This window comes from Georgenia sp. (assembly GCF_054605595.1).
In genome coordinates this window covers 1-11293 of sequence record NZ_JBTSDU010000107.1, presented here as the reverse complement: position 1 = coordinate 11293, position 11293 = coordinate 1, and the positions used below count along the sequence as shown (strand labels likewise).

Here is an 11293-nt window from a genome sequence, read left to right as displayed (position 1 = left end):
ACCACAAGCCACGCGCTCAGAGCCATAATGGCATCAAAAAACTTGGCACACTGTTGAGTTCTCAAAGAACAGACACACACCAACCCGAAACCCAGCGAAACCAACCACCAGGCCCGAACCGGGGCAACCTCTCTAAGTTAGCCATCCACGTGGAGTCTGTCAACAGCCGCGCCATCTTCTCGCGAGCCACCGACCGGATCCTCCAGGCTGGCCCCTTGGGAACTCACCGCCCGTCGGGGATGACCGACGACCTCGAGTTCTCAGGGTTCCGCATCCGTGGATCGGCCGCGTCGGCCGTCTGGCCTTCGTGTCCGCGTCTCCCCGGTGCAGCAGATAGAACATTACGTGTCTGTTTCGGGGACGTCAACTTGGTTGCCGGCCCGCCGCGTGACACGACGTTAGCGTGCTGACCTGCACATTCGCCCCCTATCAGGCACGTTGGAGCCGCCCGTACAGAGCGTCCGACCGGCTGAGACCTCACCCACAACGATTCACTGGCGCGTCGCCTTGCGTTCACCCCCTGGCGCCCGTGGCAGCGACGTGCCGGCTGATGGGGCCTCGCCGGACGCCGACCGCCGGACACAGGTCCAGCAGGCCGGCCCCCGTGAGGATCTCGCCTACCGGGCGCCGTCCGCGGCCACGACGGCAAGATGACGGCGGCCCTTGCGCAGGAGCGCGTATCCACCGGGGAGCAGGTCCGTGCCGGCGAGGACGCGCTCCTCGTCCACGACCTTCTCGTTGTTGAGGTGGGCCCCGCCGCTGGCAAGGGTCCGTCGCGCGGCCGAGCGGCCCTTCTCCAGGCCGGTCGCCACCAGCAGGTCGACGACCGTGGACTCGTCCACCACCGCTGCCGCCCGGGGCAGCTCCGCGACGGCCGCGCTCAGCGTCTGCTCGTCGAGCGCGCGCAGGTCGTCTCGGCCGAACAGCGCCTGCGAGGCGCGTCGCACCCGCTCCGTCGCCTCCGCACCGTGCACGAGTGTCGTCACGTCCTCGGCCAGGGCACGCTGCGCTTCGCGTGCCTGTGGGCGTTCGGCCACCGCCTGCTCCAGCTCCACGAGCCCCTCGCGGGATCGGAAGGTGAAGACCTTGAGGTAGTGGACCACGTCGGCGTCTGCGGTGTTGAGCCAGAACTGGTAGAACGCGTACGGCGTCGTCAGCTCGGGGTCGAGCCACACCGTGCCGGACTCCGTCTTGCCGAACTTGGTCCCGTCCGCCTTGGTGATGAGCGGCGTGGTGAGCGCGTGCACGGCGGCGCCCTCGACCTTGCGCACCAGCTCGACGCCGGAGAGCAGGTTGCCCCACTGGTCGTTGCCGCCGGTCTCCAGCACGCAGCCGTGGCGGCGGTAGAGCTCCAGGTAGTCCATGCCCTGGAGGATCTGGTAGCTGAACTCCGTGAACGAGATGCCGTCGTCGCTCGCGAGACGACGCGCGACGGTGTCCTTGGCGAGCATGGTCCCCAGCCGGAAGTGCTTGCCGATGCCCCTCAGGAAGTCGATGGCCGAGAGGTGCTCGGTCCAGTCCAGGTTGTTGACCATCCGGGCCGCGTTGGAGCCGTCGAAGTCGAGCAGCGGCTCGATCTGCCGGCGGATGCGTTCCACCCAGCCCGCGACCGTGTCCCGCTCGTTGAGCGTGCGCTCCCCGGTCATCTTCGGGTCACCGATCAGGCCCGTCGCGCCACCGACCAGCGCGAGCGGGCGATGCCCGGCCGACTGGAGCCGGCGCACCGTGAGGATCTGGACGAGGTTGCCGATGTGCAGGCTCGGTGCCGTGGGGTCGAAGCCGCAATAGAACGTGACGGGACCCTCGGCCAGCACCGGGCGCAGCGCGTCGATGTCGGTTGACTGTGCCAGCAGCCCACGCCACTGGAGCTCGTCGAGGATGTCGGTCACTCGTCTGCCTCTCGTCGTCGTGCCCGAGACCTGTCCCCGTGCACGGCTACCAGTGTGCCGCGCCATGGGCGCCGACCACGCATCGTCTCGGCCCCCAACCGCGCGGCGGCGAACATCCGGGGACATCCCGTGACGGTTCGCCGGCCCCTCGTGCCTCAGCCGCGCCGGGAGGCGGCGGGCCGATAGGCCGAGACCGTCGGCTCGCCGTCGAGCCAGAAGCGCCACGGGTAGCGCGCGGCGTCCCCGCCGTCCCCGGCCACCCCCACGCGAGGGCCACGGCGTACCCGATCGGGCGCCGCCGGCGCGGCGAGCTCGAGCTCGGCCCGGCCGCCGACGGCGAGCACGAGCCCGCTGTCCGCGCCCGACAACCCGACCGCCTGGGCCAGACGCGCCGGCCCGCGGGCCAGGTCGCGATCGCTTCGAGCCGCCGACCGTCGGGCGCGCGCAAGCTCATGACCCGCCACGACCTCGCCCGCCCGCATGAGCACCGCCGAGGCGGTACCAGGCGCCCCGCAGACCAGGTTGGCGCACCAGTGCATCCCGTAGGTGAAGTACACGTAGAGCCGCCCGCCGGCGTCGAACATCGGCGCCGTGCGCCGGGTACGGCCCCGGTAGGCGTGCGAGCCCGGGTCCTTCTCCCCCATGTACGCCTCGACCTCGGTGAGCCGGACGGAGACGACGCCGGGGCCCCGGACGGTGAGGACGGAACCCAGGAGGAGCGGCGCGACATCGACGGCGGGCCGGGCCAGCAGCTCGGCCCAGGGCTCGGACACCAGCGGCGTCACACCACCTCCGGGCCCGGCTCCCGAAGCCACGCCGCAGCCGGGCCGCGCCCCGTGCGGCATCACGCCCCGTCCGTCTCCTCGTCGCCCTCGGCCCAACTGCGCAGGTCGGCGGCGAGCGCCCCGGCCCGGGCGAGCTGCTCGACCACCCGCACGGGAGCCGTGCCGCCGTGCCCGTCGCGCGACGCGATGGACCCCGCCACGGTCAGCACCTCGCGAACGGCCGGGGTGAGGTGCTCGCTGATGGTCGCCAGCTCGGCGTCGGTCAGGTCCCATAGCTCCTTGCCCTGCGCCTCGCACTCGCGCACACAGGCGCCGGCGACCTCGTGCGCCACCCGGAACGGCACGCCCTGGCGCACCAGCCACTCGGCGATGTCCGTCGCCAGGGAGAACCCCTGGGGCGCGAGCTCCGCCATCCGGTCGGTGTCGAGGTCGAGCGTCGCGACCATCCCGGCGACGGCGGGCAGCAGCAGGTCGAGGGTGTCGACGGCGTCGAACACCGGTTCCTTGTCCTCCTGCAGGTCGCGGTTGTACGCGAGCGGGAGGCCCTTGAGGGTGGCGAGCAGCCCGGTCAGGTCGCCGATGAGGCGGCCGGCCTTGCCGCGGGCGAGCTCGGCGACGTCCGGGTTCTTCTTCTGGGGCATGATGCTCGACCCGGTGGAGTAGGCGTCGTCGAGCCTGGCGAAGCCGAACTCCTTGGTCGCCCACACGATGATCTCCTCGCTCAGGCGGGAGAGGTCCACCCCGACCATGGCGGCGACGAAGGCGAACTCCGCGACGACGTCACGGGCGGCCGTGCCGTCGATGGAGTTCTCGACGGCAGAGTCGAAGCCCAGGTCCGCAGCGACGGCGTCGGGGTCCAGCCCGAGCGAGGAGCCTGCGAGCGCGCCGGAACCGTACGGCGACACGGCCGCGCGGGCGTCCCAGTCGACCCAGCGCTGGACGTCCCGCAGCAGCGGCCACGCGTGGGCGAGCAGGTGGTGCGCGAGGAGGACCGGTTGGGCGTGCTGCATGTGGGTGCGTCCCGGCAGCACGGCGTCCGGGTGGGCGGCAGCCTGACCCACCAGGGCCTCGACGACGTCGAGGACGCCGCCGGCGAGCTCACGGGCGTTGTCACGCAGGTACATGCGCACCAGGGTGGCGATCTGGTCGTTGCGGGACCGGCCGGCCCGGAGCTTGCCGCCGAGGGCCGCGCCCGCACGTTCGATGAGTCCGCGTTCGAGCGCGGTGTGGACGTCCTCGTCGTCCTCCCCCGGCCCGAACGCACCGGAGACGACGTCGACCTCGAGCCGGTCCAGGGCGTCCAGCATGTCGGACAGCTCCGCGTCGTCCAGCAGGCCCGCTGCCCCCAGGACGCGGGCGTGCGCGCGTGAGCCGGCGATGTCGTAGCGGGCCAGGCGCCAGTCGAAGTGGGTGGACCTGCTCAGCGCGGCGAGGGCGTCCGCAGGTCCGCCGGCGAAGCGACCGCCCCACAGGCTCAGGTGCCCCGGCTGGTCGGGGGCGGGAGACGCGATGTCGGCGGGCTTGTCCATGTCCCGATCTAACCGTGCGCGCGGGCCTGCGCGCACACGAGTCCGCCGCGCGGGACGGCCCGCCCCGCGCGGGCGCGGGGGCCGCGGACCCGCCCCGGCGACGCCGGCCGAGCCTCGTCGGGGCAGCGACTGTCGGTGGGCCGTGAGAGCGTAGGGGCCTGTCGAGGGGAGACGCGATGGAGCCGACGCCGCAGACCGGACCGGGGGGACCCGCACCGTACGTCGGGTCCGAGGTGGGCCGGCTACGCCAGGTGATCCTCCACCGGCCGGGGCTGGAGCTGCTGCGCCTGACGCCGGAGAACAAGGACGCCTTGCTCTTCGACGACCTCCTGTGGGTGCGGCGCGCCCAGGAGGAGCACGACGAGCTCCACGCCCTGCTGACGGACACCGGCGTCGAGGTCCTGCTCCTGACCGACCTGCTGCGGGAAACCCTCGCGGTGCCCCAGGCCCGGGCCACCATGCTGGGCGCGGTGTTCGACGAGCGGACCTACGGCCCCGCCGCGACCCCGGCGCTGCTCGCGATGGCCGCGGCCGCCGACGACGCCGAGCTCACGGACATGCTCGTCGGCGGGCTCACCAAGCGGGAGCTGCTCGAACGTGTCGACACCCCCCGCTCACTGGTGCTCCACGCCATGGACCTCGACGACCTGGTGATCCCCGCGCTGCCGAACCACCTCTTCACCCGGGACGCCTCGTGCTGGGTGTACGGCGGCGTCGCGGTGAGCGCGATGCGGATGCCGGCGCGGCTGCGGGAGTCGCTCGCCTACGACGCGATCTACCGCTGGCACCCGCGCTTCGCGGGCTCCCCCTTCCGGCACTGGTCCGACGGTCCGGCCGACGGCGCGGCCACCGTCGAGGGCGGTGACGTCCTCGTGCTCGGCGGTGGCGCCGTCCTGGTCGGGATGAGTGAGCGCACGACCGCACAGGGCATCGAGCGGCTGGCGACCCGGCTCTTCGCCGCCGATGCCGCGGACCGCGTCCTCGCCGTCGCCATGCCGAAGTCGCGGGTCTTCATGCACCTGGACACCGTCATGACCATGGTCGACGAGCGGTCCTTCCTCACCTACGAGGGACTTGGGATGCTCCCCTCCTACACGATCACCCCCGGGCCGGACGGCCTCGTCATCGACGACCACGACCCCGAGCACATGCATGCCGCGCTCGCCGATGCCGTCGGCCGCACGGACCTGCGCATCCTCACCCCCGAGCAGGACGTCCGCTCCGCCGCCCGCGAACAGTGGGACGACGGCTGCAATGCGCTGGCACTCGCCCCCGGCGTCGTGGTCACCTACGACCGGACGACGACGTCGAACGCCTACCTGCGCGAGTCCGGCATCGAGGTGCTGACGATGCCCGGGGCCGAGCTGGGCCGTGGACGCGGCGGCCCGCGATGCCTGAGTTGCCCTACGATCCGTAGCGGCATCTGACTCGACGAAGGGCACGTGCGTGATCACCGACCTGCGCGGACGCAGCTTCCTCAAGGAGCTCGACCACACCCCCGAGGAGTGGCGCTCGCTGCTCGACCTGGCCGCCGACCTCAAGGCCGCCAAGAAGACCGGCACGGAGCGACGCCGGCTGGTGGGCAAGAACATCGCCCTCATCTTCGAGAAGACGTCCACCCGCACGCGCACCGCGTTCGAGGTGGCCGCGCACGACCAGGGCGCGCACGTGACGTACCTGGACCCGGCGGGCTCGCAGATCGGGCACAAGGAGTCGTTCAAGGACACCGCCCGGGTGCTCGGCCGCTTCTTCGACGGCATCGAGTACCGCGGCGCCCGGCAGGCCGACGTCGAGACGCTCGCGGAGTACTCGGGCGTGCCCGTCTTCAACGGCCTGACGGACGAGTGGCACCCCACGCAGATGCTCGCCGACGGGCTGACCATGCGCGAGCACGCGCCCGTGGTGGACGGGGTCCACAAGCCGGACCACGAGCTCGTCCACGCCTACGTCGGTGACGCCCGGAACAACACCGCGCACTCCATCCTGCTCTCGGGTGCGCTGCTGGGCATGGATGTGCGGCTCGTCGCCCCCGCCGGGCTCCAGCCCGACCCTGCGGTGGTCGGCCTGGCGCAGGGCGTCGCGGGCCGCACCGGCGCCCGGCTCCTGGTGACCGACGACGTCGCGAGCGGCGTGCGTGGCGCCGACTTCGTCTCCACCGACGTGTGGGTGTCCATGGGCGAGAAGAAGGAGGCGTGGGACGAGCGCATCGCCCGGCTGCGCGACTACCAGGTGAATGCGGCGCTGCTGGCCGCCACCGGCAACCCCGGGGTGCGGTTCATGCACTGTCTGCCGGCCTTCCACGACCTCGGCACCACGATCGGCCGGGAGATCTACGACCGCACCGGGATGGCCGCGCTCGAGGTCACCGACGAGGTGTTCGAATCCGAGGCGTCGGTCGTCTTCGACCAGGCCGAGAACCGCATGCACACGATCAAGGCCGTGCTCGTCGCGACGCTGGGGTGATCGTCCCGGCCCTCTGGACGAGCTGCTCGAGTGCGACGTCGCGGACCCTCGCCGCCCGCTCTTGAGATCCCGCCCGACGCACTTGGCCGCCAGGGTGCTCGGGGCAGCCGACCCGCGGGCGACGCCGGCGGTTCGCCGGCGCCGCCCTCCGCTGGTTCAGCTCCCCCGCGGCTCAGCCCTTGAGGGTGGGTACCTTCGACAGGTCGACCCCCTTGCCGAACGCGACGTCGCGCGCGGCGGCCAGCTTCGACGTCATCCCGAAGATCTCGATGAAGCCGCGCGAGTTCGACTGGTCGAACGTGTCACCGGTGTCGTAGGTGGCGAGGTCGAAGTCGTACAGGCTCTGCTCGCTGCGGCGGCCGGTGACAGTGGCGCGGCCGCCGTGGAGCACCAGCCGGATCTCACCGCTGACGTACTGCTGGGTGTCGTCGATGAAGGCGTCGAGGGAGGCCTTGAGCGGGGAGAACCACTGGCCGTCGTAGACCAGCTCGGTCCAGCGCTGGCCGACCGTCTTCTTGAACCGGGCCTGCTCGCGCTCGATCGTGACGTTCTCGAGCTCCTTGTGGGCGGCCATCAGCGCCATCGCGCCCGGTGCCTCGTAGATCTCGCGGGACTTGATGCCGACGAGGCGGTCCTCGACGATGTCGATGCGGCCGACGCCCTGGGCTCCGGCGCGCCGGTTCAGCTCCTGGATCGCCTGCAGCGGCGTGACGGCGGTGCCGTCGACGGCGACCGGCACGCCCTTGTCGAAGGTGATGACGACCTCGTCGGGCAACGGGGAGTACGTCGGGTCGTCCGTGTAGCTGTAGACGTCCTTGGTCGGCGCGTTCCAGATGTCCTCGAGGAAGCCCGTCTCGATCGCACGGCCCCACACGTTCTGGTCGATGGAGAACGGGTTGCGCTTGGTGGTCTCGATCGGGAGGGCGTGCCTGTTCGCGTACTCGATGGCGACGTCGCGGGTGAGGGCGAGGTCGCGCACGGGGGCGATGCACTTGAGGTCCGGGGCGAGGGAGGTGATGCCGACCTCGAACCGCACCTGGTCGTTGCCCTTGCCGGTGCAGCCGTGGGCGACGGTCGTCGCGCCGAACTCCCGGGCGGCCCGCACCAGGTGCTTGACGATCACCGGGCGGGACAGCGCGGAGACCAGCGGGTAGGAGTCCATGTAGAGCGCGTTGGCCCGCAGGGCCGGCATGCAGTACTCCTCGGCGAACTCGTCGCGGGCGTCGGCCACGTACGCCTCGACGGCGCCGCAGTCGAGGGCGCGCTGACGCACGACCTCGAGGTCCTCGCCGCCCTGGCCGACGTCGACCGCGACGGCGACGACCTCGGCGCCGGTGCGCTCGGCGATCCAGCCGATCGCGACGGAGGTGTCGAGGCCGCCGGAGTAGGCCAGGACGACCCGCTCCTTCTGGCCGCCGGTCGTGGGGGGGGTGGTCTCGCTCATCGGTGCTCTCCTGGGTTCGGTCCCGCGGGGGTGGCGGGCATGCTGGTGGTGTCCGGTCTGCCGGTGGGGTCCGGCGTGCTGGTGGGGCCCGGTCTGCTGGTGTCGTGCCCGGGTCTGCCGCGACCGGCCAGGTCGAGGAGTCGCCGGGTCAGCGCCTCCGCGATGTCGGCGCCGCGCGTGACGACGAGGACGGTGTCGTCCCCGGCGATGCAGCCGAGCACGCCCGGGAGGACGGACTGGTCGATCGCGGAGGCGAGCAGTTGGGCCGCGCCGGGCGGGGTACGCAGGACGACCTGGTTGAGCGTGAAGTCCGCCCTCACGAGCACCTCGGCGCACCAGCGCTGCAGCCTCCCCGCGATCTGCTCGGGATCGTGAGGCCCGGCCGGGCCGGTGCCGCCCTCGGCCGGGAGCGCATAGACCTGCTCCCCGTTCGGGCCGCGGACCTTCTGGGCACGCAGCTCGTCCAGGTCGCGCGAGAGGGTGGCCTGGGTGGTGGTGATCCCGTGGGCCGCGAGCGCCGCGCGCAGCTCGGGCTGCGAGCGCACCGCGGAACGCGCCAGGATCTGCGCGATCACGGCATGGCGGCCGGCCTTCGTGGTGGCGACCCGGGCGCTCTCGGTGGTGCTGTCTCCCTCGACGACGCTCATCGCTGGTGCCCCGCGACGAGGGCCGCGTCCAGCGCTGCCGGCAGGGCGGAGAGGAAGGAGTCCGCGTCCTCGGCGGCGAGATTCAGCGGCGGGGCCAGACGCAGGGCGTCCGCGCGGACCGGGTTGACGATGAAGCCGGCGTCGAGAAGTGCCGCCGATGCGGCGGGTGCCACGGGCGCGCCGAGCTGGACGGCGATGAGCAGGCCCTCGCCGCGCACCTCACTGATGGCTGCGTGCCCGAGCCCGGCGAGCTTCTCGCGCAGCTCCCGGCCGAGCTCGGCGGTGTGGGCGAGGAGGCCCTCGGACTCGATGATGGCGATCGTGGCGAGCGCCGCGGCGGACGCGAGCGGGTTGCCGCCGAAGGTGGTGCCGTGCAGGCCCGGGCCGAGCAGGCCGGCGGCGTGTCCGCCGATCGCTACCGCCGCACCGATCGGGAAGCCGCCACCGAGACCTTTGGCGAGGGTGATGACGTCGGGCACCGCGCCGCCCCCGAGTCGGCGGTGATGGTGCGCCATCCAGGCGCCGGTACGCCCCATGCCGGTCTGGACCTCGTCGAGGACGAGGAGGGCGCCGGCGTCGGTGGTGAGGGCCCGGGCGCGGGCGAGGTACCCCTCGGGCAGCGGCCGCACCCCCGCCTCCCCCTGGATGGGCTCGAGGAAGAGCGCGGCGACGTCGTCCCCGAGCGCCGCCTCCAGCGCGGGGAGGTCCCCGAAGGGCACGAACTCCACCCCGCCGGGCAGCGGTTCGAACGGCTCCCGGTAGGCGGCCTTGTGGGTCAGGGCCAGCGCCCCCATGGTCCGCCCGTGGAAGGAGCCCTCGAGCGCGAGGACGCGGGGCCGGGCCGGGCCGCCGTGGCGGCGTGCCATCTTCAGCGCCGCCTCGTTGGCCTCCGTGCCCGAGTTCGCGAAGAACACCCGGGAACCGGGCGGCGACCCGCCGGGCACGACGATCTCGAGGAGCTTCTCGGCGAGCGCGACCTGCCCGGGTGAGGTGAAGAAGTTCGAGATGTGCCCCAGCGCCGCAGCCTGGTCGCTGACGGCGCGCACCCACGCCGGGTGGGCGTGGCCGACCGCGTTGACGGCGATGCCGCCGAGCAGGTCGAGGTAGCGGCGCCCCTCGGCGTCCCAGACGTAGGACCCCGCGCCACGCTCGAGGACGAGCTTCGGCGGGCCGAAGGTGTTCATGACCGCGGCGCCGTAGCGCTCCTGCCAGGTGCTCACTGCTGCGCCTCCCGCGCCACGGGGACGACGAGGGTGCCGACCCCCTCGTCCGTGAAGATCTCGAGCAGCATCGAGTGCTCGGTCCGGCCGTCGATGACGTGGGCCTGGGGGACGCCGCCGCGCACCGCGCGCAGGCACGCCTCCATCTTGGGCACCATGCCCGACTCCAGGGAACCGAGCATGCCGGCGAGCTCGTCGGTGTCGAGCTGGCTGATGAGGGAGGACCGGTCCGGCCAGGCGCCGTACAGGCCCTCGACGTCGGTGAGGATGACGAGCTTGCTGGCGCCCAGCGCCACAGCGAGCGCCGACGCCGCGGTGTCGGCGTTGACGTTGAGGACCTGGGTCGGCTCGGCGACGTCCACCGCGACGGTGGAGACCACGGGGATGCGGCCGGCATCGAGGAGGTCCTCGACGGCGCGCGGGTCCACGGCGACGACGTCACCCACCTGGCCCACGTCCACGGGCTCGCCGTCGACGGTGGCGGGGCGGCGCGCGGCCCGCATGAGCTGACCGTCCTCCCCCGAGAGGCCGACGGCGTGGGCGACCTCGGCGTTGAGCAGGCTGACGAGCTCACGCTGCACCTGCCCGGTGAGGACCATGCGGACGACGTCCATCACCTCGGGGGTGGTGACCCGCAGGCCGCCGCGGAACTGCGAGTCGAGGCCGAGGCGGTCGAGCATGCGGGAGATCTGCGGGCCGCCGCCATGGACGACGACGGGCCGCAGCCCGACCTGATGGAGGAAGAGGACGTCCTGGGCGAAGGCCCGCTTGAGGTCCTCGTCGATCATGGCGTTGCCGCCGTACTTGATGACGACGCGCGCCCCCGAGAAGCGCTGGAGCCAGGGCAGCGCCTGCACCAGCACCTCGGCCTTCTGGTGCGGGAAGAGGTCCGTCTCGGTGTCGAAGGGGACGTCGGGGTCCATGGCCGGGCTCAGCCGGGGGGTCCGCTCGCTCATGTGGAGTACGCGCTGTTCTCGTGGACGTAGTCGTGGGTGAGATCGTTGGTCCACACGGTGGCCGTCCCGGGGCCGGCGTGGAGGTCGATGTCGACGTGCACCTCGCGCGCCGCTGCGAGGTCCACGAGGGTGCGGTCCGCGCCGACGCCGCCGGCGCGGCACAGGAGGACCCCGTTGATCGCGACGTCGACGGCGTCGGCCTCGAACGGGGCGACGTCGACCGGCACGGTGCCAACGGCGGAGAGCACGCGGCCCCAGTTGGGGTCGTTGCCGAAGACGGCGGCCTTGAACAGGTTCGATCGGGTCACCGCGCGGGCGACGGCGACGGCGGCGGGCTCGGTGGTGGCGCCCCGGACGGTC

At 72.5% G+C, this 11293-nt stretch carries 10 protein-coding genes; 2 read left to right on the top strand and 8 right to left on the bottom strand.

Annotation, left to right across the window (positions count from 1 at the left end; translation table 11 throughout):
• Positions 1–617 precede the first annotated feature (617 nt).
• The 3 genes from tyrS to argH form a co-directional block, all read right to left on the bottom strand.
• On the bottom strand, positions 618–1889 hold the full coding sequence (tyrS, locus tag ACYC1Z_RS11750; protein WP_461409715.1) for a tyrosine--tRNA ligase: 1272 nt from the start codon (positions 1887–1889) through the stop codon (positions 618–620).
• Between the two features lie 155 nt (positions 1890–2044).
• Positions 2045–2674: a DNA-3-methyladenine glycosylase gene (locus tag ACYC1Z_RS11745; protein WP_461409714.1), complete on the bottom strand. Its 630-nt coding sequence runs from the start codon at positions 2672–2674 to the stop codon at positions 2045–2047.
• Positions 2675–2733: 59 nt separating this feature from the next.
• Positions 2734–4203 (bottom strand): argininosuccinate lyase, encoded by a 1470-nt coding sequence (gene argH / locus ACYC1Z_RS11740; protein ID WP_461409713.1) that lies wholly within the window; start codon positions 4201–4203, stop codon positions 2734–2736.
• A 176-nt stretch (positions 4204–4379) separates the two neighbouring features.
• Here argH and ACYC1Z_RS11735 point away from each other — a divergent pair, with 176 nt between their 5' ends.
• Together ACYC1Z_RS11735 and argF are read left to right on the top strand one after the other, a co-directional pair.
• On the top strand, positions 4380–5630 hold the full coding sequence (locus ACYC1Z_RS11735) for an arginine deiminase (protein WP_461409712.1): 1251 nt from the start codon (positions 4380–4382) through the stop codon (positions 5628–5630).
• Positions 5631–5649: 19 nt separating this feature from the next.
• Positions 5650–6666: an ornithine carbamoyltransferase gene (gene argF, locus ACYC1Z_RS11730; protein ID WP_461409711.1), complete on the top strand. Its 1017-nt coding sequence runs from the start codon at positions 5650–5652 to the stop codon at positions 6664–6666.
• A 172-nt stretch (positions 6667–6838) separates the two neighbouring features.
• Here argF and ACYC1Z_RS11725 read toward each other — a convergent pair whose 3' ends face one another.
• The 5 genes from ACYC1Z_RS11725 to ACYC1Z_RS11705 all read right to left on the bottom strand — a co-directional run.
• Complete coding sequence (locus ACYC1Z_RS11725) at positions 6839–8110, bottom strand: argininosuccinate synthase (protein ID WP_461409710.1); 1272 nt, start codon at positions 8108–8110, stop codon at positions 6839–6841.
• Positions 8107–8757: an arginine repressor gene (locus ACYC1Z_RS11720; RefSeq protein WP_461409709.1), complete on the bottom strand. Its 651-nt coding sequence runs from the start codon at positions 8755–8757 to the stop codon at positions 8107–8109. Before ACYC1Z_RS11720 ends, ACYC1Z_RS11725 begins: the two co-directional genes overlap by 4 nt.
• Positions 8754–9977: an acetylornithine transaminase gene (locus ACYC1Z_RS11715; RefSeq protein ID WP_461409708.1), complete on the bottom strand. Its 1224-nt coding sequence runs from the start codon at positions 9975–9977 to the stop codon at positions 8754–8756. The genes ACYC1Z_RS11720 and ACYC1Z_RS11715 overlap by 4 nt, the downstream gene beginning before the upstream one ends.
• The gene (argB, locus tag ACYC1Z_RS11710) at positions 9974–10900 is read right to left on the bottom strand and encodes an acetylglutamate kinase (RefSeq protein ID WP_461409716.1); all 927 of its coding nucleotides are present in this window, start codon (positions 10898–10900) and stop codon (positions 9974–9976) included. The genes ACYC1Z_RS11715 and argB overlap by 4 nt, the downstream gene beginning before the upstream one ends.
• Positions 10901–10929: 29 nt before the next feature.
• On the bottom strand, positions 10930–11293 hold a 364-nt coding region (locus ACYC1Z_RS11705), incomplete at its 5' end, for a bifunctional ornithine acetyltransferase/N-acetylglutamate synthase (protein ID WP_461409707.1).

Bases quoted from the DNA above. Each gene is read 5' to 3' on its own strand.
- argH (WP_461409713.1), bottom strand. From the start codon at position 4,203: ATGGACAAGCCCGCCGACATCGCGTCTCCCGCCCCCGACCAGCCGGGG.
- ACYC1Z_RS11735 (WP_461409712.1), top strand. From the start codon at position 4,380: ATGGAGCCGACGCCGCAGACCGGACCGGGGGGACCCGCACCGTACGTC.
- ACYC1Z_RS11725 (WP_461409710.1), bottom strand. From the start codon at position 8,110: ATGAGCGAGACCACCCCCCCCACGACCGGCGGCCAGAAGGAGCGGGTC.
- ACYC1Z_RS11720 (WP_461409709.1), bottom strand. From the start codon at position 8,757: ATGAGCGTCGTCGAGGGAGACAGCACCACCGAGAGCGCCCGGGTCGCC.
- argB (WP_461409716.1), bottom strand. From the start codon at position 10,900: ATGGACCCCGACGTCCCCTTCGACACCGAGACGGACCTCTTCCCGCAC.